We start from the raw sequence: 25,220 nt of genomic DNA on the forward strand, positions 1-25,220 counted from the left end.
GCGGGCTCGAATGGACGCAGAAGGATCCGAACTATCTCTGGTACACGCCGTTCGGTGAGCCGAAGCGGCTGATCACCCGCGCCGGCGCCGGCTCCGGACCTGCTGCCGCCCGCGTCAGCCGCATCCCGTCAGGACACCCGGAAGGTTATCTCGAGGGCTTTGCCAATATCTACACGGAAGCGGCCCGGGCGATCTTCGCCAAGCGCCGCGGTGAGGCGATCGATCCCGCCATCACCTATCCGACCATCGACGACGGCATGAAGGGCATGGCCTTCGTCGATGCCTGCGTCCAGTCGTCAAAACGAAACGGGGCGTGGGTAAAGGTGTAGGACCCACAGCGCCGCGCGTCTTTTCATACACGGAAGGTCGTTGCAGCACTTCGAATTGCTGCATGTCTTTATTCTTGCACCGGATACGATGTAGCGAAACATGCAGTCATGTGCCCTGAAATCGGGGCCGTCGCGTCTTGCGCGACGGCTGGTGGCCTCAGGCAGCGGCCGGCTGTCTCGGCCGTCTTCACCGAATATCTGGTCCAGCCTGGATGCAATCGACCAGAGCTGAGCAACGTCTACTGCCATCGACGCCGTCAGATGCGAACTTGTGCCTTTGTGCCGGTGCGCGTCACTTCGCCAAATGCCCCAGGAGCAAGTGGCGTTGATCGCTACGACGATGATCATGAAACTCTGTCGTGCTTATCTCAGCGGGCACATCCTTGCGCCGTCGGGTTTGTCCGGTCGCATCCTTTCGCCGTCGCCGCACGATTGTTGTTTCTTGCAGCAGCCCCTGCGAGGTGGTCGGCATAGTTGTCGCGGGTGTTCTGATCGACGACGGCGACAGGTGCCGCAAGAACCAGACCTGCAGCGTTGCCGACGGCCGCGGCCGTTCCGGTCGTTGCGACAAGGATCTTGTCGCCGAAGCCGACCCGGCTGTCGGTCAGCGTCTGGCCGTCGGAAATGCGCGAGCCGATAAGGCGAACGATCTCCGGTGATTCCGCAAACTTGCCGTGATTGAGGCGGTCGCCTGCCTTTATCTTCGTCAGGTCGATCACAGTAATCTCGTTGTCCTCGAGTTCCTTCTTGTAGGGTTCCTGCTCCGGGTCGATCGCCCCGAGCCGAGACACGTCACCCCAGACCCGGCGCGAGACAGCGAGGGCACGGTCGTCACGGGAAACGAACAGTGTGAAGTTCGGGTGCTTCTTGCCCATGTCCTCGATCTGCTGGCGGAAGACGTCGACGTCGACATCGGGGGCCGCCAGCATGACGTTCTTGAACTTTTCCGGCAATTCGCCATTGCGGATCGCCATCTGGCGCAACGCCTCCAGCGCCAGCCAGTTGCCCATGGAGTGCGCGAGGATCGAGACCTCCTTCACTTCCGGGTCGCGGTAGAGGTACTGAAACAGGTTCTCCAGCGCATTACGGGTGTAGTTGGCACTCTCGCGATCGTAGCCGTAGGCAAGCAGGCTTCCGCGTGAGGGCCACGTCACCAGGATGGGCGCGCTGTGGACGCCGGAATCGTGGACGATCTGGGCGAAGCGATAAACGGAATCCTCGAAACGGTTATTGAAGCCATGGATGAAGACGAGCACGCTTCTGTCAGGGGTTTTGCGAACGCTTGTGCTCAACCACGCCTTCGCACCGGGCATGTCGAGACCGTTCGCCTTCAGCGTTGCAAAATCGGTTGCCGGATTGGGCGGCAGCCGTTTCGGCCAGGCAACTTCGCCGGCCTTGCGCACCGTGTCCGGGGGAATGGAAACGGTCATGTCGACGAAGGTGGCCCCCAGGGCGCGTTCCCCGTTGTACATTTCGCCGGGATTGGACGAGCGGCTGCGTGTCGTGGTGATCAGCATGTTGACACGGCTCGAACCCGGAGAGGTATCGGCGACCGGTGTCAGCACGCCTTTGGGATGCCCGCCACATGCGGCCAGCACAAAGACAAGCATGGCGACGATTGCGCCGGTTCGAAATCGTTCAGGAGGTGCGTCGCTCCTCCTGCCGTCAGTGTTCCGGCTCATTCATTCCCCCTGTCAAAGCGCAGTGCAAGCAGTCCCCAGCCGGCTTCCCGTCTTGTTTCCGGGATGCTAATGCACGGAGCAGTTACAATGCAAGTGCGCCGACGCCCGCTGCGGCGGAACAGTGCCCGGTTTCGCAGAGGTGGTTGCGGGGGCAACACGCTGCGGCAAGGCGATCGCGCTCTTGCCGTCGCAACGCGCAGACGTTGCGGCATTCGGGCGACGTTGGTGATCACCTCAGTAAAGCCCCAATCACCGGTTACCCCTCTATCGTCATTCTCAGGCTCATCTGGCTTTTCGCTGCGGCGGCGACCGCAGGTCTGCCAACGCGCCCGGTTATCGACCCCTCCATGGGCAATATGGTCCCTGTCCTGTTTGAGGACAGGCCGGCGCGAGTGAGGAGCGAGGTTCCTATGCGTGGAATTCCCGACGACATGCTTGCCGCCTTGAGCAAGGCGGAGGTCTCCATGCTTTGGCGCGTCTTTGAGACGGTGTGTATCGAGTACGACATTCCGAGAGATGGCGAGCAGATCCAGCATCTCGCCCGATTTCTCATGAGCGAATTTCGTCGGCCTTTGGACGAGGAAGCGCTGCTGGTCGCGGCCGAGGCCTTTTACCGTCACCACGACGGCAAATATGCAAAATCGGCCTAAGGCCGCAATTTCATTGGCCATGGCGACGCCGGCTGCCAGCGATCCGGGCCGTTATCGCATTGAAACGCAACCAAGGGAGAAAACCATGAAGCCATCTATCGGAAGCTTCGGATACCAGTTCAGGTTCATTGATTTCACGGTCCGATCGTCGCTGGCAATCGTGCTCGGTGTCGTCGGCTGTGTCACCTTCTACGGTGCCTTCTGGTAACGGACCGTCCCGGAAGGCTGGCCGCTCAGAGCAGCAGTCCGAGGACAATCGCGGCGATGGCTGAGGTCAATATGCCGTTAAGCGCCATGGCAAGGCCCGAAAACGTCCCCGCAATTTCATTGACCTGAAAGGCCCGCGCGGTACCGATACCGTGCGAGGTCAGGCCGGCGGCAAACCCGCGTGCGGCATAGTTCTTGATGCGCAGCAGGTTCATCAGCGGCGTGACGATGATGGCCCCGAGTACCCCGGTGAAAATGACGAGAAGCGCTGTCAGGGCCGGATCGCCGCCAAGCTGCTGCGAGATGCCGACCGCGATGCCTGCCGTTGCCGATTTCGGCGCCAGCGATATGGCGACGCTGTCGGGTGCGCCGAGCAGGAGGGCGACGCCGGTCGCACAGACGATTGCCGTCAGGCTTCCGGCGACAAGCGCAACGATGACGGGCACGAAATTCTGCCGGATCAGCGTCCGGTTTCGGTAAAGTGGAACGGCGAGAGCGACCGTTGCAGGACCGAGCGCGAAATGTACGAACTGCGCTCCGTCGAAATAGGTCGAATAGGATGTGCCGGTGGCCGTCAGTATCAGGACCACCAGGGCGACCGAAATCAGGACCGGATTGACGATCGGGTTGAAGCCGCTCGCCGCCGCGAGCCGCTGGGCGGCGATATAGGCGCCGATCGTCACGGTCAGCCACAGAAGCGGGCTGGTCGAGAGATAGACCCAGAGCTCGAAGACGCGGCCGCTAGTGTCCATCGCCAGCTCCTTCCGCGCCCGACAGCTTGCTCGCGAGCAGGAACGCGCCCACCGTCACCATCAGGGTTACAATGGTCGACACCACGACGGCAATGACGATCGTGCCGGCGTATTCGTAGATCAGCCGGTAGTTCTGCATCACCCCGACGCCAAGCGGCACGAACAGCACGCCGAGGTTCTTGAGCAGGGTGTCCGCCACGCCGTTGACGCGGGTGTGAGCAGCGCCATCTTCCGATCCGGTCCGCCTGTCGGCGAGCCAGAGATAGCCGAGCAGAAGCACGATGCCGAGTGCGGGAGCGGGCATGCTCAGGTCGAGGGTTCTGACAACGATCTCGCCGATCAGTTGGCAGACCAGTATGACAAACAGTCCTTCCATCGCCGTCTCCCGTATGGTCCGCGGGGAGATCCCCGCGGCGCATTTGCCCACATCAATCGGTGCTTCGTAGCCGAAATCCTTCCGCTAAGCCTACCCATATTTTTCAACGCGTTTCAGTGGTGCGGGACCGCGACCGGGACCTCGTTGCCATCGCGGTCAAAGAGCTTTCCGTCGCGATAGTGGTCGCCGTCGCGCAGCGCGGAAATGTCCTGGTAGCGGATGATGCGCTCCGTGCCGGCGACGAACACCGACTGCTGGTCGGAGTTGCCGGCCTTGAAATGGAGGTTCAGCGAGATCGCCATGATGGCTGAGGAGCTGATGCCGGAGTGGAAGATGGTTTCGAACCAGGCCGGGAAGTGATCGTAGAAATGCGGTGCCGCGATAGGGATCATGCCGAAGCCGATCGAGGTGGCGACGATGACCAGGTTCATGTTGTTGTGATAGTCGACCTTGGAGAGCGAGCGGATGCCGCTTGCCGCCACCGTGCCGAACAGCACGATACCGGCGCCGCCGAGGACTGCCGGCGGAACCGCGGCAATCACCCGCCCCATGACCGGGAGAATGCCGAGCGTCACCAGAATGAGGCCGCCGGTGGCGACGGCATAGCGGCTCTTGATGCCGGTGACGGCCACCAAGCCGACGTTCTGGGCAAAGGCGCTCTGCGTGAACGAGCCGAAGATCGGGGCAAACAGGCTGGAGATCATGTCGGCGCGCAGGCCGTCGCCGAGCCGATTGGAATCGACCTTGGTGCCGATGATCTCGCCGACGGCGAGGATATCCGCCGATGTCTCGACCAGGATCACCAGGAGGACGATGAACATCGAGATGATTGCGGCGGCCGTGAAGACCGGCGCGCCGAAATGAAAGGGCGAGGGGAAGGCGAGGATCGGGCCTTCGGCCACCTTGGAAAAATCGGTCATCCCGAAGGCAAGCGCGATCAGCGTGCCGATGACCATGGCAAGGAGGATGGACAGGCGCGAGATGCTGGAGCTGCCGACCTTGCTCAGAAGCAGGACGGTAAGCAGGGTCACGGCGGCGAGACCGATATTGCCGACGCCGCCGAAATCCGGCGCGGTCGGATTGCCACCCATGGCCCAGCGGGCCGCGACCGGCATCAGCGTCAGGCCGATGGTGGTAATCACGATGCCGGTGACGAGCGGCGGAAAGAACCGGGTGATGCGCGAGAAGATCGGCGTGATCGCCAAGCCCACGAGTGAGGCCACCATCACCGCGCCCATGACTGCCGGCAGTCCGCCGCCTTCGCGGCTGGTGACGATCGCCACCATGGTCGCGACACCGGCGAACGAGACGCCTTGCACCAGCGGCAGCTGACAGCCGAAGAAGGGAATGCCGATCGTCTGCAGAATGGTCGCGAGGCCGCCTGCAAACAGCGACGCGGTGATCAGGAGGCCGATATCAGCCGGTGACAGGCCGGCGGCCTGGCCGATGATCAGCGGGACGGCGACGATGCCGCCATACATGGTGAGCACGTGCTGAAGGCCGTACACCAGGTTTGCGCCGGCGCCGAGACGTTTGTCCTCCGGCCGCTCAAGTGTCTGTTCGATGTGGTCGTTTCGATGCGAAACATCCATTTGCCTCCTCCCAGATGCGTGTTCAATTCAATTCGCGCGTCTCCTCAAACGCGATGAAGAACTATAGGCCGAGATGTTGGGCACCATTGCATGCGGGTGATTTGAAGTTGTTTTCGGTTTGGCAGCGGTAATGCACGCGTCCGGAAACGAGTGGTTTGCGGTGAAAACAGACATGCCGGCACGCCAGGCAGCGCTGCTATTGCGACGCAGCCTGGACCACGGTGACAGCGATCATGTGGAAGACGTCATCGGCCGTGCAGCCGCGCGACAGATCGTTTGCGGGTTTGGCCAGCCCCTGAAGCACGGGGCCAATGGCGGTCGCTCCGCCGATGCGCTGGGCGATCTTGTAGCCGATATTGGCGGCATCGAGATTGGGAAACACGAACACATTTGCCTGCCCATGCAACGCGGAACTGGGCGCCTTCGCCGATGAGACGGCCTCGACAAATGCGCTGTCGAACTGCAGTTCGCCGTCGATCAGCAGATCGGGGTTGGCGGCGCGGGCCATCTGCGTCGCCTCGACCACCTTGGAGACGCGGTCGTGTGTGGCGCTGCCATTGGTGGAGAAGGACAGCATTGCGACCTTGGCGCGATCCCCAAGCAACGCCTGATAGGATTGCGCCGACATGCGGGCGATATCGGCAAGGCCGGCGGCATCCGGGTCGACGACGAGGCCGCAGTCGGAAAAGACGAAGGCACCCTTCTTGGCGTGATGGGGCTGACACAGCAACATCAGGAAAAAGCTGGAAACGAGGCCTGCGTCCGGGGCACGGCCGATCACCTGCAGCGCGGTGCGCACGGTATCGGCCGTGGTTGCCACCGCCCCGCCGATGGTGCCGTCGGCCTCGTCCTCGCGCACCATCATGGCGGCAAAGGCGAGGTCCTCTCGAACTGCTTTCTCGGCCTTCTCCCGGTCGACGCCCTTGCTCCGGCGCAGCTCATGATATCCGGCCGCGAACCGCTCCGTCAGCGATGACGTCGCCGGATCTTCGATCCGAAAGTCGCCTTCATTGCCGCCATGCTCGCGCAGACGCTCTGTGATGATGTCGTGCCGTCCGATAAGCGTGATCTCGGCAATGCCTTCGGCGTGAGCGCGCAGCGCGGCGGCGACCACGCGCGCGTCCTCCCCCTCGGCAAGGACGATATGGCGCGGCGCTTTTCTTGCGGTTTCGATGATTTTGTCGAGCGGTTTCATCAGAGATGCCCCAGATAGTGCATGCCGGCGAGAATGAAGACACCGAGGAAGATGGTTTCGGCAACGATGAGCGCGACCGCGTCGCCGCCGACATCGAGCACGCGCCGCAGCGACGTCTTCATGCCGACGGCGACGATGCCCGCCAAAAGCGCCCAGCGCGATGCCTCCATGCCGAGTTCGGCGACGGCGGCGGGCACCATCCCGCCGGAGTTCATGCCGGCAAGGATCAGGAAGGCGACGACGAAGCCCGGCAGCAAAGGCGGGCGCTTGCCGGCCTCGACCCCTTCCTGGGGGACGTTTCGAAGCGCGATCGAAAAGATGAGCACGACGGGCGCCAGCATCGTCACGCGGATGAGCTTGACCAGCGTTGCCGTTTCGCCGGCTTCTGGTGACACGGAAAAGCCGGCGCCGACCACCTGTGCCACGTCATGGATCGTGCCGCCGAAGAAGATGCCGGTGCCGCGCGCGTCCAGGCCGAACGATTGCGCGAGGATGGGATAGCCGATCATTGCAAGGGTGCTGAGAACAGTCACCGACAGCACGGTGAAGATCAGGTTGCGCTCGGAAAACTCGTTCTTGGGCAGGACGGCGGCAATCGCCATGGCAGCGGAAGCGCCGCAGATTGCAACCGCACCGCTGGTCAGAAGCGCAAGCCGCCAACCTCTGCCGAGGATCTTGGCGGCCGCCAGGCCGAACAGGATCGTCGCTGCGATCGCTGCCACCAGCAGCAGGATGGTGCCGCTGCCGAGCCCTATCAGGAGATCGACGCTGATGCGCATGCCGAGAAGGGCGACGCCGATCCTGAGGATCTTCTTTGCCGAAAGCTCGATGCCGGCGACGCACCGGCCTTCTTCGGAAAGAAAGTGGAAGGCGATGCCGAGCAGCAGGGCCATCAGCATGGCGGGGGCGCCATAATGATCCGACAGGAACTGTGCCGCCATGGCGACGGCTGCCGTCACCAAGAGGCCGGGGCCATAGGTCGACAGGGCCGCAGGCAGCCATTGAAACCGCCGCGTCGTTTCGGATACCGCACTCATGTCAAATTTCCCGTCTGAAATGCCAAATCGGAGGCCCATGCCCGGCGACTGATGTCGCCGGGCATGGGGGATGTCAGGCGTGCTGCTGCGGCCGCATGTCCGAGCGCTCGATGCCGGCGACCTGCACCGGTTTCTTCATCGCGTCGCGGCGGAAGGGTTCGCCGAGCTCCTGGTTGAGGATGACCTCGACGAAAGTGGTCACGCCCTTTGCCTGATCCTGCAGCGCCTGCTCCAGGGCAGCCGTCAGGTCGGCCTGCGTGTCGACCGTCACGCCCTTGAGGCCGCAGCCGTCGGCTACCTTGGCGTAGCTGAGGTTGGGGTTGAGTTCGGTGCCGACAAAGTTGTTGTCGTACCAGAGCGTCGTGTTGCGCTTCTCGGCTCCCCACTGGAAGTTGCGGAAGATCACCATGGTGATCGGCGGCCAGCCGGCGCGGCCGATGGAGGTCATCTCGTTCATCGAGATACCGAAAGCGCCATCGCCGGCAAAGCCAACCACCGGCACGTCAGGGCAACCGATCTTGGCGCCGACGATCGACGGGAAGCCGTAGCCGCAGGGGCCGAACATGCCGGGAGCCAGGTACTTCCGGCCTTGCTCGAAGCTCGGATAGGCGTTGCCGATGGCGCAGTTGTTGCCGATGTCGGTCGAGATGATGGCATCCTTGGGCAGTGCAGCCTGGATCGCACGCCATGCCTGGCGTGGCGACATGCGGTCGGATTCCCGCCGGCGGGCCGAGGCATTCCATTCGGTGCCCGGATCGTCGTCCTCGTGGTCCATCGACGAGAGCTGCTGCAGCCAGGCGGAGCGCGTCGTGTGGATCAGTGCCTTGCGCTCCTCGCGACCGCTGTCGCCGGCCGATGGCGACAGCTGATCAAGGATCTGGCTTGCGACCTGTTTGGCGTCGCCGCAGATGCCGACCGTCACCTTCTTCGTGAGGCCGATACGGTCGGAGTTGATGTCGACCTGGATGATCGCGGCGTTCTTCGGCCAGTAGTCGATGCCATAACCGGGCAACGTCGAGAACGGGTTGAGGCGGGTGCCGAGCGCCAGCACCACATCGGCCTTGGCGATCAGTTCCATGGCAGCCTTGGAGCCGTTGTAGCCGAGCGGGCCTGCCGCCAGGCGGTGGCCGCCGGGGAAGGCATCATTGTGCTGATATCCGCAGCAGACTGGGGCGTCGAGACGCTCGGCAAGTGCGATGGATTCGCCGATCGCACCGCCGATGACCACGCCGGCGCCGTTGAGGATGACCGGGAATTTCGCCTCGGACAGCAATCTTGCGGCTTCAGAGATCGCCTGCTTGCCGCCGGAGGGGCGCTCCAGCCGAACGATGCTTGGCAGTTCGACGTCGATCACCTGCGTCCAGTAATCGCGCGGGATGTTGATCTGCGCCGGGGCGCAGCCGCGCCAGGCTTTCTCGATAACCCGGTTGAGCACTTCGGGAACGCGGCTCGCGTCGCGCACTTCTTCCTGGTAGCAGACCATTTCCTCGAACAGTGCCATCTGGTCGACTTCCTGGAAGCCGCCCTGGCCGATCGTCTTGTTGGCCGCCTGCGGCGTGACCAGAAGCATCGGCGTATGGTTCCAGTAGGCGGTCTTGACCGCGGTCACGAAACCCGTCACGCCGGGGCCGTTCTGGGCGATCGCCATCGACATGTTGCCGGTGACGCGGGTGTAGCCGTCGGCGATAAGGGCGGCATTGGTCTCATGGGCGCAGTCCCAGAAAGTAATGCCGGCTTTCGGGAAGAGGTCGGAGACCGGCATCATCGCCGAGCCGATGATACCGAAGGCGTGTTCGATGCCGTGCATCTGGAGGACTTTGATGAAAGCCTCTTCGGTCGTCATTTTCATTGTCTGTTTCCTTTCATGTTGGGTTTTGGGGCCGACCGAGCGGCTAGAGGATTTCGTCCCTGAGGTAGTACCAGCGGTACATTCCCCACTGGCCGATGCGCCGGAACGGCGTCAGCAACCCGTGGCTGGGAAGAGAAGAGGTGAAGATCGGCAGGTCGAGCGTACCGCCCTTGCCGGCGACCATCTGCGCCATGCGCCGTCCGGCCTGGGCCGAATACATGACGCCATTGCCGCCATAGCCCATGGCGTAGAACAGCGCCTGCTTCGGGTCCGGACGGAAGATGCGCGGCATCATGTCGTGGCTGACATCGACCCAGCCCCACCAGGAGTAATCCACCTTGATGCCTGTCAGCACCGGGAACTTGCGGTAGAGGCCTTCGAGCAGGCGATCGAGGTGCTTCGGGTTGACCGCGTCCCTGCCGGTAATCGCGCTGCGGCTGCCGATCTGCACGCGTCCGTCGGGCAACAGCCGATAGTAATGGCGCAGCGTGCGTGTGTCGGTGAGCGGAATATGTGTCTTGAAGTTCAGCGCCGATCGCTCTTCGTCGGTAAGCACGCGCGTGACGATCGAGTTGGAGAGGATCGGCATCAGACGATGCTTCGTCAGCGAATGCAGGCCGGGCGAGGTGTAGCCGGCAGTCGCGAAACACACCGCCCTTGCCCGCACGATGCCGCCGGGGGTGCGAAGGTGGAAGACGCCGCCTTTCTGATCGCAGTCGAGAACCGGGCTGGAGGTATGAACGCGGGCACCGAGCTTGCGCGCCAGGGTGAGATAGCCGAAGGCGAGCTTGGCCGCATGGATGCCCATGCCGTCGGGCTCGTAAAGGGCGCCCACCGCCTCGTTATCACGAACGAAGTCGCGATGAATTTCGTCGCGGCCGAGAATGCGCGTGCGGTAGCCGAAGACGTCGTTGAGGACGCGGGACTCCGCCTGAAGCGACGGCATCACCTTGTTGCGATGAGCAATGTAGAGATGGCCGCCGTCCTGCGGATCGCAGGCGATTTCCGGCGAGCGGATGAGATCGCGGAAGAGATCGAAGGCTTCGCTGATCTCGACGTGAAGTTTCCTGGCGACGTCCACGCCCCAGCGCTCGATCCACTGCGAGCGCTTGAGCCGGCCCGCCGAAATCTGCGCCTGGCCGCCGTTGCGGGTGCTGCAACCCCAGGCGACGCCGTTGGCTTCCAGCACCGTCGCCTTGATGCCGTGCTCTTTGGCCAAATGGATGGCGCAGGAGAGGCCTGTGTAGCCCGAGCCGACGATCGCGACGTCGACGTCGATATCCTTCAAAACGGGACCGTCGTCGACGGGGGGCGGTCCGGCCGTGGCGATCCAGTAGGTCGGCGCATAGTCCTTGCCCTCGCCGGGATTGGCGGCACGGTTGGGGTCGTATGCCGGGTCGAAGGGCTTGTTCGGCCGTGCTGTTCTGACAAGCTGTTCCATGTCGGTTTCCTGGCCTGGCTCGAGCTCAGTAGCGGAAGGGAGCCGCAATCAGCGGCCGGTTCTTGCGGAAGGCCTGCTTGCGGACGATCTTGCCGTCACGCAGCGTGAAGAGGTCGCAGCCCTCGGCCTCGATGCGGCTGCCGTCGGCGTTCGTGCCGGAAAAAGTCCATTCCGATACGGCCCGGTCGCCATGGACGAAGTGACCGTGATGCGCCCAATGGGCATCCGGCATCGTCTGCCACACGCCGCTGAATGCGGTGGCGATTTGCTCGGTGCCGTCGACACGTGTGCCGTGCGCTTCGCTGCCTGCAACCGTGTTGAAAACGCAGTCGTCAGCGAAAAAGGACATGACGCCGTCGATGTCGTGCCGGTTGAAGGCGTCGAAAAGGTTGGAGAGGTCGGTCGGTGTCATGGCTTGTTTTTCCTAAGCGTTGCAGGCGATGTTTTCGGGCATGGCTTCGCCGTTGCCGGATGAGCCGGCCGGATCGGCTTTATGCGTCTGGTGAGGTGGCCCTTAGGGCCGAGCGGTTATCCGCTCGGCGGTTGTTGCCCTATCGAACGGGGCATCGTCACACCTTGCCCTTCCAGGGAATGAGCGCCTTTTCGAGGTGGCGGATCAAGAGATCGAAGGCGAAGGCGAAGACGCCGATGACGATGATGCCCATGATCACGGTATCGCTGGCGAGGAACTCGGCGGCGTTCAAGACCATGAAGCCGAGGCCTCGGTGGGCTGCGACCATTTCCGCCGCGACCAGCGTCGTCCAGCCGACGCCGATGCCGATGCGCATGCCGGTGAAGATCTCGGGCAGCGCCGCTTTCAGAATGACGTGGCTGATGACCTGGCGGCGGCTGGCGCCCATCGCATAGGCCGCATGGATCTGCTCGATAGAGACAGAGCGGACACCGGCCCGAGCGGCAATCGCCATCGGCGCGAAGATCGCGAGGAAGATCAGGAAGACTTTCGGAAACTCGCCGATGCCGAGCCAGATGATGATCAGCGGCAGGTAGGCGAGCGGCGGCAGCGGGCGGTAGAACTCGATGATCGGGTCGAACAACCCGCGCATTACCCGGTTGACGCCCATGAGAATGCCGATCGGGACGGCGGTGACGAGGGCGAGCGCGAAGGCGCCGAGCACGCGACCGAGACTTGCCAGCGTATGCTGGGCGAGCGTCGAGTTGGAGACGCCCTCCGTCAAAGCGATCACGAACTTGTCCCAGACCGCAAGCGGCGATGGCAGGAAGAGCGGCTTCACCCATTGCATTTCGGTGATCAGCAGCCAGAGTGCGACGAGCGTCAGTGCGGTCAAGAGGCTGATATGCCCGCTCATGCCTTCGCCGGGTGCGCCGTAGATCCGGCCCGGCTTGACCGGCTTGGCCTTCGTCACGCGCTCAAGCATGGAGGAGCTCCGGGTTTCCGGACTGACGCTCGTCGCCGTAGATGATGCTGAGGATCTGTTCACGCATGTCGATGAAGTCGCGACTGGATTTGATTGCACGGGCATTGCCTTCTTCCAGAAACCGTTTGTTGAAATCGAGCTCGTAGGTGTGGGTGATCCGTCCGGGGCGCGGCGACATCACGATCAGGCGCGAACCGAGGAACAACGCCTCCTCGACGCTGTGGGTGATGAAAAAGAACATCTTGTTGGTCAGCTGCCAGACTTTGAGCAGCAGCTCCTGGATGGTCTCGCGGGTCAGCGCGTCGAGCGCTGCCATCGGTTCGTCCATCAACAGCATCGACGGGTCGCAGCTTAGCGCCCTGGCAATGCCGACGCGCTGCTGCATGCCGCCGGACAGGTGGTAGATCATGTGCCGGTGAAAATCCTGCAGGCCGACGAGGGCGAGATTCTTGGCGGCCACCTCGTGGCGCGTCGCCTTGTCGACACCCCGCAGTTTCAGTCCGAATTCGGTGTTGTCGATGACGTTGAGCCAGGGCAGCAGCGCGTGCTTCTGGAACACGACCCCGCGGTCGGCGCCGGGACCTGAGACGCGACGGCTTCCAAGCGTGATTTCGCCACCGCTCGGGGCCATGAAGCCCGCCATCAGGTTGAGAAGCGTGGTCTTGCCGCAGCCCGAGGCGCCGAGCGCAACGACGAAATCGCCGCTCTTGATCTCGAGGTTGACGCCCTTGAGCGCGATGACCGCCTCGTCCGTATAGAGACCAGGATAGGTCAGGCTCACATTGCTGACATTGAGAGTTTCCATTGTGCAGGCCTTTCGAAAAACGGCTGTTGAGTGGCGTTTGCGGCGCTCCTGACCGACAGGCGGTCAGGAGCTAAGCGTCACTTCGCAGCTTCCTTCGCGTAGGCGCTGTTGACGTAGGGCGTGTAGTCGTCGAGCGCCTTGTCGATCTGCTTCTGGTCGGTAAGGAATTTTGCGCTTTCCGTGAGCGCGCGAAGCGCACCACCGCCGAGCCAGGTTTCGGACGCCTGTTCTTGCGCAGTCGGGAAGGACAGGAGGTTCAGCGCCTCGACCGTGCCGGCGCCATCGCCGCCGATGAGCTTGACGATGTTCTGGACCGGTGCGGAATCTGCCGTCCAGCTTGCGCCGTTTGCCTTGTAGTCGGCATAGGATTCGGCCAGCACTTTGGTGAAGGCAGCCATGAACTTCGGGTTTTCGGCCGCCCATTTCTTGTCGACCACGAGACCGTCGAAGGTCGGCACGCTCGCCGCGCCGATCGCCTCGGAATCTGAAATCACCTTGCCGGTCTTCAGAAGTTCCGACAGGGCCGGTGGCCAGACATAGGCGGCATCGATGTCGCCGCGTTGCCAGGCGGCCACGATCTGCGGCGGCTTCATGTTGAGGATGTTGACTTCGCGCGGATCGACCTTCCACACCTGCTCGAGACCGACGAGCAGATGGAAATGCGAGGTCGAAACGAACGGCACGCCGACGGAGCGACCGACCAGATCTTCCGGCTTCTCGATGCCGGAGCCTTCGCGGGCGACGAGCGCTTCCGACTTGCCGATGTTGTCGAGGATCCAGAACAGCTCGAGTTCGACGCCGCGCGTTGCCGCCGCCGTGGTGCCGGTGGAGCCGATGACGCCGATCGGCACGTTGCCGGACGCAAGCGCCGTCGAGATGTCGCCGCCGGAGCTGAACTGGCGCCAGTCGACGACGTAGCCCGCCTCCTTGGCGGCGGCGTCGAAGCGGCCGTCGGCGATGGCCGCGATGAACGGGCCGACGATCTGCTGGTAGCCGATAATGACGTTGGTCTCGGCGCGGGCAAGGCTGGAGGTCAGGAGGCCGGCCGCAATCGCGGCTGCCCCCGCCATGGTTTTCAAGGCGTTGGAAGTGAACATGTGTTTCCCTCTGGTTCCGACCCATTTTTAGGGTCTGTCGACTGTTATGCCGATCTCATTTTCGACCATAAGGGATAAAGCAGCTTTCCCGTTTGCTTTATAGCCAGATTGAAAGTTAGATAAGTCCAGTTTTGATCATCAAGGGGTCGGACTTGGCGCGCATCTCTGTTCCGGAAACCGTGTTCTTCGTCGATCGGACGAGCCGCACCAGCTTGCAGGCCCAGATCCGCGAGACGGTCGTTTCCGCCGTGCTGTCGGGACGGCTTGCCCCGGGTGGCCAGCTGCCGTCGACCCGCAAGCTTGCGAGCTACCTCAACATTTCGCGCCTCACCGTCACGCTCGCCTATCAGGAGCTGGCGACGCAAGGGTATCTGGAGGTGGCGGACCGCAGCAGTTTCCGGGTCGCCGACAAGCCGCCGTTCAATGTTCTCGGCGCGGATGTGGCCCCACCGGATGCGGAAGCCGTGGACTGGTCCTCCAAGCTGCGCTCGACCTTTCGTGTCGCCAAGCAGATGCGCAAGCCGCTCGATTGGCGGCGGTATCCGTACCCTTTTCTCTATGGCCAGATGGACCCGTCGCTGTTCGATCTCACCGCCTGGAGAGACTGCGCCCGGCGCGCGCTGGCGCGGGAGGATTTCGAACTGATGGCCGGCGATTTCGCCGCGTCGGACGACGTGCAGCTGGTCAACTACATCTGTTCGCGCACGCTGCCTGGGCGTGGCATAAGGGCCAATCCTGATGAGATCCTCGTGACGGTGGGCGCGCAGAATGCGCTCTGGATCGTCATCCAGCTCTTGCTGCGGCGCGGCTCCCATGCCGTCTGTGAAAATCCCTGCCACCCGGATATGAGCGCCTCGCTGCGGCTGAGCGGCGCGAAGGTCACGGTGCTCGATGTCGATGACGGCGGGCTGCCGCCGGCGAACCTGCCTGAGCAGGTCGATGCCGTGTTCGTGACGCCGAGCCATCACTCCCCGACGGGAGCAACCATGCCGATGGATCGCCGCGTCGCGCTGCTCGATGCCGCCTCAAGCCGGGACTTCGTCATCATTGAGGATGATTACGAGTTCGAGATGAGCTTTCTCGCCCCGCCGTCGCCGGCACTGAAGGCCTTCGACAGAAACGGGCGGGTCTTTTACATCGGCAGTTTTTCGAAGTCGCTTTTCCCCGGCCTGCGGCTCGGCTACCTCGTCGCACCGGCGCCTGTTATCCGCGAGGCGCGGGCGCTACGCGCGCTGATGCTGCGCCATCCGCCGGGCCATCTTCAGCGCACGGCCGCCTATTTCCTGGCGCTCGGGCACTATGATGCCGTGCTTCACAGGATGCGGGAGGAATATCACCTGCGCCATCGGGTGATGGCGGACGCGCTCAATGCCAATGGACTGAAGATCGCCGGATCGGCAGCCTTCGGCGGGACCTCGTTCTGGATCGAAGGGCCTGACGGTCTCGACGCGGACAGGTTGATGGCGGAACTGCGCGAAGACGGGGTCCTGATTGAGTCTGGGTCCCCGTTCTTTCCGGCCGAAGAGGAAAGCTGCCGCTTCTTCCGCATGGGGTACTCGTCGATTGGCAGAGACCGCATCGCCGAGGGCGTGAAGCTCACGGCGATGAGAATGGCGCAGTCCTGATCGGTGCTGCAGGCTTTCCCGCCGCTCTCGCGCTTCGGCAGCCCCTCACGACGCTTCGGGTGCCTGCTATCCGCTCGACAGCAGTGCCAGGATCTCGGCGCGATTGAGCTTCTTCCCGCTGGCGACGTCGAAAATCCGAAGCGCGATCCGGTTGGCGGGCGGGTCGGATTGGGTGCAGTTGTTCTGGGTGCACCACTCGGCCAGAGCCTCGCGCATCTCCATGATGTCGGTTGCTGGGGGATTGCGGGTGTTTGACATGGCGGAACCTCATTTTCGGCTTGAGCTTAGGTTCTGCACCACTCCGTCACAACTCTGAGAAATCAGGGGGATCCGGTCGTTTTACCCATCAGAAAACACGGGGCGTCATGCCTGACGCGCAGCGCTTTCTGCTGGGGCGGTATCGCCCGTCTGGCGGATATGCGCCTCGATCAGGCGTTTGAGATCGGCGATATCGCGGGCTTCGAGCGCATCGACCATCATGTGGTGCTCGCGTGCCGAGCGTTCGACGCGGGCCCGTGTGCGCCACTGCGAGACCGGTGCCGACGAGGTGCGCTGGCGGATTTCGGAAACGAGATCCACAAGCTCGTTGTTGCCCGACAGAAGCAGCAGCTCGCGATGGAAGGCGAGGTTTGCCTCGTAGTGCTCCAGCACCGTACCCACCATCGTCATCCGGTCGAAGTGGCTGGCGAGTTCTCGCAGTCTGGCGATACTTTCGGGTGTCGCCCTTTCCACCATCAGGTCCGCCACCGCAGTTTCCAGGATGACGCGTATGTCGCTGACTTCCTGCGCGCGCCGCCCGTCCGGCTGGTAGACGTGGTAGCCGCGGTTGGGCACGTGTTCGACCAGGCGCTTCTGTGACAGCCGGTCAAGTGCGCGGCGAACCTCCGGCCGGGTGCACGCATAGCGCTTTTCGAGATCGATCTGCTTGAGCCAGGTCCCGGCCGGTAGCACTCCGGTCAAAATATCTTCGAGGACGAGATCCGTCACGTCCCGTTCATTGGCAGCAGTCTCGGTCGCATCGTGCATTTCGGTTATCGACATTCCTGTTTGCTCCATTGCCGGCACGCTTCGTGGGCGCGCCTCGGTCGCATTCGCGATCATCATTTCTTGCGCCTGCGACCGATACCGAAAATATCCATCGCCGCCCATTGCGCAAATTATTTTTGTATCCTAAATTGGCGCCAATTTTGGTAACTATCTCATGTGGGACGCTAAACGCAATGAAGAATACGGAACGCGTATGGTCGATCGTCGAGGAAAAGAGCCCGGCATTCTTCGCGCTCAGCGACCGTGTTTGGGACAGTCCCGAAACCAACTATCAGGAATTTCAATCCGCGAGCGAGCATGTCCGCCTGCTTGAAGCGGAGGGGTTTCGCGTTGAGCGCAATGTCGCCGGCCTGCCGACGGCGGTGACGGGTGAGGCCGGCGAAGGTGGTCCGGTGATTGCCATCCTCGGCGAGTTCGACGCGCTCCCCGGCCTGAGCCAGGTCGCGGGCCTTGCCGAGGAGCGGCCGGTCGTTCCGGGCGGCAACGGCCACGGCTGCGGTCACAACCTGCTCGGCTCCGGCTCCATGCTTGCCGCTGCCGCGGTCAAGGATTACCTCAAGGTCAATGGCCTGAAGGGCCGCGTGCGCTATTACGGCTGCCCGGCCGAAGAGGGCGGTTCGTCGAAAGGCTTCATGGTGCGGGCCGGCGCCTTCGACGATGTCGACATCGCCATCTCCTGGCATCCGGCTGCCTTTTCCGGCGTCAACAATCCGATCTCGCTTGCCTGCAACGAGATCAATTTCCACTTCTCCGGCCGCGCGTCCCATGCCTCGGCGACGCCGCATCTCGGTCGCAGCGCGCTTGATGCCGTCGAACTGATGAATGTCGGCGTCAACTATATGCGCGAGCACATGCCGTCGAGCGCCCGGGTGCACTATGCCATCACCGATGCGGGCGGCGATGCGCCGAACGTGGTGCAGGCCCGCGCGACGGTGCGTTATCTCATCCGCGCCCGTTCCTTGCCGGACCTGCTCGGCCTGATCGAGCGCGTCAAAAAGATCGCCCAAGGGGCGGCGCTGATGACGGAGACGACCGTGCGTCATGAGGTGATCAGCGGCGATGCCAATCTCGTCGGCAATGGCCCGCTGGAGGCGCGGCTCCACACCTGTCTCGAACATCTCGGGCCTGCCGCCTTTGATGCCGCTGATCTGGAAACAGCGCGAAAATTCCAGGCCACCTATACGCCTGACGATATTGCCGCGTCTTACGCCCGTTTCGGTCTGTCGCCGCGCAAGGGGCAGCCACTGTGCGACATGATCTATCCACTTTATGGCGGCGACGGCAGCATCGTCGGCTCCACCGACGTCGGCACGGTGAGCTGGGTCGTCCCGACGGTGCAGATGCGCGGCGCGACCTATGCGATCGGCACGCCGGGCCATTCCTGGCAGCTGGTCGCACAGGGAAAATTGCCGGCGGCCCACAAGGGCATGGCCCATGCGGCGAAAGCCATGGCGAGCCTTGCCATCGACCTGATGTCGGATCCCGAATTGGTGGCCGCCGCCAAGGCGGACCATCGCAGCCGCCTCGATGGAACGCCCTTCGTCAATCCGATCCCGGATGATGTCGACCCGCCTCTTCCTGCGCGCGACGCCAGCTCCGCCGAAAAGGGAGTGCAGGCGTTGTGACCCAACCCGGTATCCTCGAACTCCTCAGTTTCGGTCCCGGCGGCTGGGGGAACATTCTGCTTGCCGGCGCGACGATGACGATCCTGATCGCTCTGTCGGGTTATGCGACCGGTGCCGTCATCGGCGTCCTCGGCGCCTGGGCGAAGGTCCGCGGCGGACCGGTGACGCGCCTCGTTGCCGACGTCTACACGACGGTTCTGCGCGGCATTCCAGATCTGTTGGTGATCTATCTGCTCTATTTCGGCGGCTCCGCCGCAATCTCCGCCGTCGGGCACTTCTTCGGCGCTGAAGGCTTCATCGGCTTTCCCGGTTTTCTTGCCGGCATGCTTGCGGTTGGGATTACCTCGGGGGCGCAGCATACGGAGGTCTTGCGCGGTGCGTTCAGGGCAGTTCACCCAGGCGAAATCGAGGCGGCCATTGCCTGCGGCATGCCGCGCTGGCTGCGCTTCCGGCGCATCGTCGCGCCGCTCACTCTCAGGCACGCACTGCCCGGCCTCGGCAATGTCTGGCAGGTGGTGCTCAAGGAGAGCGCGCTGGTCTCGATCACCGGTGTCGCCGAACTGTTGCGCCAGGCTCAGGTCGCCGCAGGGTCCACCGGGTTGCCTTTCGATTTCTACCTGATTGCCGGCGCCATCTATCTGTCGATCTCGACGGTCTCGAGTGCAGTCCTGCACCGGGCCGAGCATCATTTCAGCCGCGGCGTGAGGAGAAGCTGATGGACTGGACCTTCCTTCACGAAACCTTCGTCAGCCTCGTTTCGGCTGTTCCACTGACACTGTTGCTGGCGGCCAACTCGATCGCGTTCGGCGCGGTCCTGGCGGTCGGCATCGCCGTCGCCCGGTTTTCGGCTGTCGCTCCGCTGCGCTGGCTGGCGCAGGCGTATGTTTTCGTCTTCCGCGGCACGCCGCTCTTGGTCCAGATCTTCATCATCTATTATGGCCTCAGCCAGTTTCCTGCCATCCGCCACAGCCTGCTTTGGCCGATCCTCAGGGAGCCCTACTGGTGTGCGGTGCTGGCGCTGGGGCTCAACACCGCCGCCTATGCCAGTGAGATCGTCCGCGGCGGCCTGCTTTCGGTGCCTTACGGTCAGGTCGAAGCGGCAAGGGCATGTGGCATGTCGCGCTTCATGATCTTCCGGAGGATCACGCTGCCCCTCGGCGTCCGACAGGCGCTGCCTGGCTACGGCAACGAGATGATCTCGATGGTCAAGGCGACGTCGCTAGCGTCGATCATCACCCTGATGGAGGTGACCGGCGTTGCCGCGCGCATCATCTCCGAGAGCTACCGCGCGATCGAGGTCTTCGTCGTCGCCGGTGCCATCTATCTCACCATCAACTTCCTGCTCACCCGCCTGGTGCAACTCGTCGAGTTCCGGCTGAGCCCGCATCTCAGGCAGCCGGTCGCGGTGTTGCCCGGCATTATCGAAGGAGAAGCGCATTGAGCTCGCCCGCGTCGTCCGCCGCTCCCGTCGCCATCAGCGTTCGGGACATCCACAAGAGTTTCGGCCCGATCGAGGTCCTGAAGGGCATTTCGCTCGACGCGCGCGAAGGCGAGGTCGTCTCGATCCTGGGCTCGTCCGGGTCGGGCAAGTCGACCCTGCTTCGCTGCATCAACATGCTCGAGACGCCCGACCGCGGCGCGGTTACGGTCGCGGGCGAGACCATCGAGATGCTTGCGACCGGCAACGGCAAGAGCCGCCCGAAGGACCGCGCCCAGGTGGACCGTATCCGCTCGCGCCTCGGCATGGTGTTCCAGAGCTTCAACCTCTGGTCCCACAAGACGGTGCTGGAAAACGTCATCGAGGCGCCGATCCATGTGCAGAAGCGCCCGCGCGCCGAATGCATCGAGGAGGCCGAAGCGCTTCTTGCCAAGGTCGGGATCGCGGCCAAGCGCAATCACTACCCGGCGCACTTGTCCGGCGGCCAACAGCAGCGGGCGGCCATCGCACGGGCGCTGGCAATGCGCCCGGCGGTGATGCTGTTCGACGAGCCGACATCCGCTCTTGATCCCGAACTCGTCGGCGAGGTGCTGCGTGTTATGCGCGCGCTCGCCGAAGAGGGGCGCACGATGCTGGTCGTCACCCACGAGATGGGTTTCGCCCGCGATGTCTCGAGCCGGGTCATCTTTCTTCACCAAGGCCAGATCGAGGAAGACGGTCGGCCGGACGAGGTATTTGGCAATGCCAAATCGGACCGCTTCCGGCGGTTCATCAAGGCGTGAACCGCCGGCTCTAACCACTCAAAAAAAGGGGAACTACGAATGAACTACACGAAATCGGCAATGAAGGCTTTGTGCATCGCGACGATGCTGTTTTCCGCCAGCGGCGCCCATGCGGAAAAAAAGACGTGGACGCGTGTGTCGATCGCCACCGAAGGCGGCTTCAAGCCCTACAACTTCACCAAGCCCGACGGCACGCTCGACGGCTATGAGATCGAGCTCAGCAAGTATCTCTGCGCCCACATGAAGGTGGAATGCGAGATCAACGTCCAGAATTTCGACGGCATGATCCCGGCGCTGAACGCCGGCAAGTTCGACGCGATCATTTCCGGCATGTCGGCAACGGCCAAGCGCGAGCAGGTCATCGACTTCAGCGACTCCTACGGCTCGACGGGCCAGGCATTTGCGACCTCCAAGTCCGGCCCGCTTGCATCGCTGCCCGAAAAGGGCGTCGTGTTCTCGCTCGCTTCGAACGAGGCGGGTGCCGTTGCCGAGATCGAGAAGCTGAAACCGCTGCTCGAAGGCAAGACGATTGGCGTCCAGATCGCCTCGACCGGCGCCGCCTTCGTCGACAAGTATCTGAAGGGCGTTGTCGAGGTGCGCGAGTACAAGACGACCGAAGAACACGATCTTGATCTGGCCGCCGGCCGCGTCGACCTGGTCATGGCCTCGATGGCGTATCTGACGACGGCTTCCGAAAAGCCTGGCAATGAGGACATGACCACGGCTGGTCCCCGCTTCCAGGGCGGCTTTCTCGGTCGCGGCAGTTCGGTTGGCCTACGCAAGACGGATCCGGAGCTCAAGGCCCTGTTCAACGAGGCGATCGCAGCCGCCAAGGCAGATGGAACGATCAAGGCGCTTTCGGAAAAGTGGTTCGGCTTCGACGTCACGCCACGATAAGGCATACAGCCATTCGCTTTTTCACTGGACGTCGTCGCGCAAGATCGCAGCGGCGTCCAGCCGCATAACTGGGGAACCCTCACCGCCGCCCCCGATCGCCCAGGCGGGAAAACTCCTGCGCCAATCAGGCCTGCAGTTTCGCAACCGTCTTGGTCGCCAGCCCTAGCAGCGACGCGGGCCCGCCGAAAGGCCAGCTTGGCCGGCCTACGGGAACCACGCCGCCCGACGCGACCACGGGAAGCATCGGCCATAGCGCGCTATTGAGCAATTCTGCCGGTGCTTCCTCGGCAAGCAGGATAAGCTTGGATTTTCCATCCAGCGCGGCAAGACCCTCGAGCCCGATGGTGCTGAACCCGAACGATTCAGCCGGCAGAGCGAGGGCTGCAGTAAAGCCGGCCCGAACGAACACCTGCATCACCGCCGAATTCGACGTGAAGATGCGCAGGCGCGGCACGCCCGGCAGCGGTTGGGCGACGAGCACTGGCTGGCCGCCAAGCTTGCTACCGGCGATTTCCTTGGCGATAGCGGCGAGTTTCGTGTCGAAATCTGCAAGCAGACCGTTGGCCGCCTGGCTGCGGTCCAGCGCCTCGCCGGCCGCTTTCGTGCAGTCATAGACCGCGGCGAGAAGGTCGCCATCTTGCGGCTGGTCGTCGAGGAGCCGTGTCGGGCCGATTTCCGATAGCCTATGTTCGAGCGGGCGGTGACGCAGCGCAGAAGACAGGATGAGGTCCGGTCTAAGGCGGTTCAGCGCCTCCATGCCCGGTTGCTGCCGCCCGCCGACATCTATTGCGTCGGCGAGCCCGTCATTGTTGACGGACACCCATCGGCGATAGCCGTCGAGATCGGCAACGCCGACGGGACGTTCGCCGAGCAGCAGGGCGATTTCGGTTGCCAGCCATTCGAGCGTGACGAGCCGGCGCGGCTCGCCGGCATGAAGGCGCGGGGCAGCCAGAAGCGACAGGGCGCCGAAAACGAAACCGCGGCGCGTCTGCCTGATCACCATTTGATGCTCGCCGTGGCGACGACGGACCGGCCCTGGCCGTAGTAGCACTGGGTCGGCGTGTTGCATCCGGCAACATAGGTCTTGTCGCCGAGGTTATAGCCGTTGAGCTGCAGGCCGTAACGGTTGTGCTCGTAGCGGACGAAGGCGTCGACCAGCGTGTATCCGGGCACGAAGAACGTGTTGGTCGTGTCTCCGGCTGTCTTGCCGATGTGGCGCACGCCGCCGCCGACCACCAGTTCGCCTTCCCATGCATCCGGCAGAGCTATGTCATAGCTGACGAACAGCGACTGCTGCTGCTTGGGTACGGTGTAGGGCATCTTTCCGATCTGCGACGCGGTCTGGCTTTCTGTGACTTCCGGATCCTGGAAGCTGGCGGCCGCCGTCAGGTTGAGGCCGTCCCAGAGGCTGGCATTGGCTTCGATCTCCACGCCACGCACCCGGACTTCATCGGTCTGATAGTAGACGGTCGCGATGCGGTTGACCACATTCTGCTGCGTTGCCTCGAAGGCCGACAGCGTCACGTCGAAGTCGGCTCCATCGGGCGCGTACTTGACGCCCACTTCCTTCAGCGTGCCCGTGGTCGGCTTCAGCGGCGTATTGGCCAGAGTCAGCACCGGCAGGAACGAGGTCGAGTAAAGCGCGTAGGGCACGATGCCGTTGTCGAAGACGTAGGCCGCGCCGACGCGGCCCGTAAACTGGCTCGGATCCTGGGTGTATGGCGTCGTCACGCCGGTTGCCAGCACCTTGGACTGAGAGCTGATGTTGACGAAATCCTGCCGCCCGCTTGCGGTCAGGCGCAGCCCGCCGAGCTCGATCTGGTCCTGGACATAGATGCCGACCTGTCGCTGGATCTGGTCGAGGCGGGTTGTCAGCGCCGCGGGCGTGAACGGCTGGTCGTAGGTCGGATCGAAAAGGTCCTGCGTCGGACCGACCTTTGAACCGGTGTTGTTGATCAGGCGCTGCCACTGGAAGTCGACACCGGCCAGCATCGTGTGCTGCATCGGGCCGGTATCGAATTTGTATTCGAGGTTGGTGTCGAGCGCGTAGGCGTCGAGCACCGGCTGCGCATTGTAGACCGTGCGCGTGATCGTCCGGTTGTCGGGCAGAAGGCCGCTGGTGAAGAGGTTCTGGTAGTTGGCGTCGAGACGCGAATAGCGGAAGTTCTGCCGTAGCGTCAGGTCGTCGCTAAGCGCATGCTCCAGGCGGTAGCCGACATAGGCGGTTTCCTTCTCATAGGTGTCGTAGCGCGGGTCGCCGTCGGTGAAGTCCCTCGGGATCGTCAGCCCCAGGCCGTTGGGCAGGACGCTGCCGCGCGCGGGGATGATCGCGCCGGCCTGGCCGGCATCGTCCTTCATGTAGGCACCGTAAACGGTGAAGCTGGTATCCTCGTCCGGCGCCCAGGAGATCGTCGGGCTGATGGCGAAACGATCGTTCTTGCCAAGCTTGATGCCCGTTTCACTGTCGCGGTAGATGCCGGTCAGGCGATAGGCGAGATCGCTGTCCTTGCCGAGCGGGCCGGTGAGGTCGAAGCCGGTCTCTTTCTGGCTGAAGCTGCCGTAGCGTGCATAGACTTCGCCGCTTGCTTCGTCGGACGGGTCCTTGCTGATCATGTTGACGACGCCGCCGACATTGGTCTGGCCAAACAGCGCCGAGCTTGGACCACGAAGGACTTCGACGCGGTTGAGGAAATAGGGTTCGACGCGAAAGCCGACATAACCGCCGGTCTGGTTGGCGATCTGCGGGATGCGCAGGCCGTCGAGATAAAGATCGGCCGGGAAGCCGCGCACGGTGAAATAGTCCGAGCGCGTGTCGTTGCCATAGCGCTGGCCGTTGACGTTGGCGCTGTAGACCAGGCTGTCGGCGACGGACTGCACGGCGCGATCCGTCATGCTGGCCCGGGTGATGACGGAGATCGATTGTGGCGTCTCGGCAACGGGTGTCGGTGTCTTGGTGGCCGATGCGCTGTCCCTGGCGACATAACCGTCTCCGGCCGAGCGCGATGTCTTTGTCGTCGCGCGGTTGCCCTCGACGGTAATCGTTTCGAGCGCCGTTGCCGGCTGCGCGGTTTGCGCATGGGCGGGCGCCTGCGCCAGAATTGCAAAACCGGCAACACTGGAAATCAGCAGGCCATAGGTCGTCGAGCGGGCTTTTTGCGCGGAACGCATCGGCAGGTCGCCGTTGGAGGAGCGCGCGGAACTCGAATGCCTGTGTACCATTGCCAATTTTCCTGACCTTGCATGTCCAGAGCGGTGGACCCGCCTGCGGGTGCAGAAAGGTCGATGCCTGTCGTTTTGTTCGGGTTTGCCGAACCGCTTTCGGCGACTAACTAGACTTTTGAAGTCAACATTGTCAGGTCAAAAATGATCGCGACCGGGCCAATATATGGCCCGATGA

24 protein-coding genes and 1 pseudogene are annotated in these 25,220 nt (G+C 63.1%); 9 read left to right on the forward strand and 16 right to left on the reverse strand.

Features of this window, described 5'->3' with window-relative positions:
* Positions 1-329: pseudogene (locus tag BLJAPNOD_RS28930) on the forward strand (gfo/Idh/MocA family oxidoreductase); the annotation flags it as partial.
* 368 nt (positions 330-697) lie between these two features.
* On the opposite strand, the gene BLJAPNOD_RS28935 reads toward BLJAPNOD_RS28930, so the two are convergent.
* Complete coding sequence (locus tag BLJAPNOD_RS28935) at positions 698-1,939, reverse strand: alpha/beta hydrolase (RefSeq protein ID WP_244611170.1); 1,242 nt, start codon at positions 1,937-1,939, stop codon at positions 698-700.
* A gap of 482 nt (positions 1,940-2,421) precedes the next feature.
* Here BLJAPNOD_RS28935 and BLJAPNOD_RS28940 point away from each other — a divergent pair, with 482 nt between their 5' ends.
* Positions 2,422-2,661: a hypothetical protein gene (locus BLJAPNOD_RS28940; protein WP_115422714.1), complete on the forward strand. Its 240-nt coding sequence runs from the start codon at positions 2,422-2,424 to the stop codon at positions 2,659-2,661.
* Positions 2,662-2,746: 85 nt separating this feature from the next.
* A complete protein-coding gene (locus BLJAPNOD_RS36420) occupies positions 2,747-2,869 on the forward strand; it encodes a hypothetical protein (protein WP_256372351.1) in 123 nt (40 codons plus the stop codon).
* A 25-nt stretch (positions 2,870-2,894) separates the two neighbouring features.
* Here the strand turns inward: BLJAPNOD_RS36420 and BLJAPNOD_RS28950 are convergent, their stop codons facing one another.
* From BLJAPNOD_RS28950 to tauA, 11 genes are all read right to left on the reverse strand, one after another.
* On the reverse strand, positions 2,895-3,620 hold the full coding sequence (locus BLJAPNOD_RS28950; protein ID WP_115422347.1) for an LrgB family protein: 726 nt from the start codon (positions 3,618-3,620) through the stop codon (positions 2,895-2,897).
* Positions 3,610-3,996: a CidA/LrgA family protein gene (locus BLJAPNOD_RS28955; protein WP_115422348.1), complete on the reverse strand. Its 387-nt coding sequence runs from the start codon at positions 3,994-3,996 to the stop codon at positions 3,610-3,612. The genes BLJAPNOD_RS28950 and BLJAPNOD_RS28955 overlap by 11 nt, the downstream gene beginning before the upstream one ends.
* Positions 3,997-4,109: 113 nt before the next feature.
* Positions 4,110-5,588, reverse strand: coding sequence for a nucleobase:cation symporter-2 family protein (locus BLJAPNOD_RS28960; RefSeq protein ID WP_115422349.1), 1,479 nt, complete (start codon positions 5,586-5,588; stop codon positions 4,110-4,112).
* A gap of 196 nt (positions 5,589-5,784) precedes the next feature.
* Positions 5,785-6,783 carry a phosphate acetyltransferase gene (gene pta, locus BLJAPNOD_RS28965; RefSeq protein WP_115422350.1) on the reverse strand — a complete coding sequence of 333 codons (999 nt, stop codon included), beginning with the start codon at positions 6,781-6,783 and terminating at the stop codon, positions 5,785-5,787.
* Positions 6,783-7,820 (reverse strand): YeiH family protein, encoded by a 1,038-nt coding sequence (locus tag BLJAPNOD_RS28970; RefSeq protein WP_115422351.1) that lies wholly within the window; start codon positions 7,818-7,820, stop codon positions 6,783-6,785. The genes pta and BLJAPNOD_RS28970 overlap by 1 nt, the downstream gene beginning before the upstream one ends.
* Positions 7,821-7,893: 73 nt before the next feature.
* On the reverse strand, positions 7,894-9,669 hold the full coding sequence (gene xsc / locus BLJAPNOD_RS28975) for a sulfoacetaldehyde acetyltransferase (RefSeq protein WP_115422352.1): 1,776 nt from the start codon (positions 9,667-9,669) through the stop codon (positions 7,894-7,896).
* A gap of 43 nt (positions 9,670-9,712) precedes the next feature.
* The gene (locus BLJAPNOD_RS28980) at positions 9,713-11,110 is read right to left on the reverse strand and encodes an FAD-binding oxidoreductase (RefSeq protein ID WP_115422353.1); all 1,398 of its coding nucleotides are present in this window, start codon (positions 11,108-11,110) and stop codon (positions 9,713-9,715) included.
* Positions 11,111-11,135: 25 nt separating this feature from the next.
* Positions 11,136-11,522 carry a nuclear transport factor 2 family protein gene (locus BLJAPNOD_RS28985; RefSeq protein WP_077501059.1) on the reverse strand — a complete coding sequence of 129 codons (387 nt, stop codon included), beginning with the start codon at positions 11,520-11,522 and terminating at the stop codon, positions 11,136-11,138.
* Between the two features lie 157 nt (positions 11,523-11,679).
* Complete coding sequence (locus BLJAPNOD_RS28990) at positions 11,680-12,507, reverse strand: ABC transporter permease subunit (protein ID WP_077501060.1); 828 nt, start codon at positions 12,505-12,507, stop codon at positions 11,680-11,682.
* Positions 12,500-13,312 (reverse strand): taurine ABC transporter ATP-binding protein, encoded by an 813-nt coding sequence (locus BLJAPNOD_RS28995; protein WP_077501061.1) that lies wholly within the window; start codon positions 13,310-13,312, stop codon positions 12,500-12,502. Before BLJAPNOD_RS28995 ends, BLJAPNOD_RS28990 begins: the two co-directional genes overlap by 8 nt.
* A gap of 77 nt (positions 13,313-13,389) precedes the next feature.
* Positions 13,390-14,409 carry a taurine ABC transporter substrate-binding protein gene (gene tauA / locus BLJAPNOD_RS29000; protein ID WP_115422354.1) on the reverse strand — a complete coding sequence of 340 codons (1,020 nt, stop codon included), beginning with the start codon at positions 14,407-14,409 and terminating at the stop codon, positions 13,390-13,392.
* A 152-nt stretch (positions 14,410-14,561) separates the two neighbouring features.
* Between tauA and BLJAPNOD_RS29005 the strand changes: the two genes are divergently transcribed.
* Positions 14,562-16,034, forward strand: a complete 1,473-nt coding sequence (locus tag BLJAPNOD_RS29005; RefSeq protein WP_115422715.1) for a PLP-dependent aminotransferase family protein — start codon at positions 14,562-14,564, stop codon at positions 16,032-16,034.
* Positions 16,035-16,100: 66 nt separating this feature from the next.
* Here the strand turns inward: BLJAPNOD_RS29005 and BLJAPNOD_RS29010 are convergent, their stop codons facing one another.
* Entirely contained in the window at positions 16,101-16,292 is a 192-nt protein-coding gene (locus tag BLJAPNOD_RS29010; protein ID WP_077501063.1) for a hypothetical protein, read from the reverse strand.
* A 105-nt stretch (positions 16,293-16,397) separates the two neighbouring features.
* Positions 16,398-17,075 carry a GntR family transcriptional regulator gene (locus BLJAPNOD_RS29015; RefSeq protein WP_115422716.1) on the reverse strand — a complete coding sequence of 226 codons (678 nt, stop codon included), beginning with the start codon at positions 17,073-17,075 and terminating at the stop codon, positions 16,398-16,400.
* A gap of 179 nt (positions 17,076-17,254) precedes the next feature.
* On the opposite strand from BLJAPNOD_RS29015, the gene BLJAPNOD_RS29020 reads away from it, so the two are divergent.
* The 5 genes from BLJAPNOD_RS29020 to BLJAPNOD_RS29040 are packed head-to-tail and all read left to right on the forward strand — an operon-like array spanning position 17,255 to position 21,823.
* Positions 17,255-18,706 (forward strand): M20 family metallopeptidase, encoded by a 1,452-nt coding sequence (locus tag BLJAPNOD_RS29020; protein ID WP_115422355.1) that lies wholly within the window; start codon positions 17,255-17,257, stop codon positions 18,704-18,706.
* Positions 18,703-19,422, forward strand: coding sequence for an ABC transporter permease subunit (locus BLJAPNOD_RS29025; RefSeq protein WP_115422356.1), 720 nt, complete (start codon positions 18,703-18,705; stop codon positions 19,420-19,422). Before BLJAPNOD_RS29020 ends, BLJAPNOD_RS29025 begins: the two co-directional genes overlap by 4 nt.
* Positions 19,422-20,147 carry an ABC transporter permease gene (locus tag BLJAPNOD_RS29030; RefSeq protein ID WP_115422357.1) on the forward strand — a complete coding sequence of 242 codons (726 nt, stop codon included), beginning with the start codon at positions 19,422-19,424 and terminating at the stop codon, positions 20,145-20,147. Before BLJAPNOD_RS29025 ends, BLJAPNOD_RS29030 begins: the two co-directional genes overlap by 1 nt.
* Positions 20,144-20,926: an ATP-binding cassette domain-containing protein gene (locus tag BLJAPNOD_RS29035; RefSeq protein WP_077501066.1), complete on the forward strand. Its 783-nt coding sequence runs from the start codon at positions 20,144-20,146 to the stop codon at positions 20,924-20,926. Before BLJAPNOD_RS29030 ends, BLJAPNOD_RS29035 begins: the two co-directional genes overlap by 4 nt.
* Positions 20,927-20,965: 39 nt before the next feature.
* On the forward strand, positions 20,966-21,823 hold the full coding sequence (locus BLJAPNOD_RS29040; RefSeq protein ID WP_077501067.1) for a transporter substrate-binding domain-containing protein: 858 nt from the start codon (positions 20,966-20,968) through the stop codon (positions 21,821-21,823).
* Positions 21,824-21,947: 124 nt separating this feature from the next.
* On the opposite strand, the gene BLJAPNOD_RS29045 is transcribed toward BLJAPNOD_RS29040, so the two are convergent.
* Positions 21,948-22,826 carry an iron-siderophore ABC transporter substrate-binding protein gene (locus BLJAPNOD_RS29045; protein WP_115422358.1) on the reverse strand — a complete coding sequence of 293 codons (879 nt, stop codon included), beginning with the start codon at positions 22,824-22,826 and terminating at the stop codon, positions 21,948-21,950.
* The gene (locus tag BLJAPNOD_RS29050) at positions 22,820-25,042 is read right to left on the reverse strand and encodes a TonB-dependent siderophore receptor (protein WP_244611140.1); all 2,223 of its coding nucleotides are present in this window, start codon (positions 25,040-25,042) and stop codon (positions 22,820-22,822) included. Before BLJAPNOD_RS29050 ends, BLJAPNOD_RS29045 begins: the two co-directional genes overlap by 7 nt.
* Positions 25,043-25,220: the final 178 nt, after the last annotated feature.

The organism is Ensifer sp. M14, from assembly GCF_003355565.1.
Classification (GTDB): Bacteria; Pseudomonadota; Alphaproteobacteria; order Rhizobiales; family Rhizobiaceae; genus Ensifer.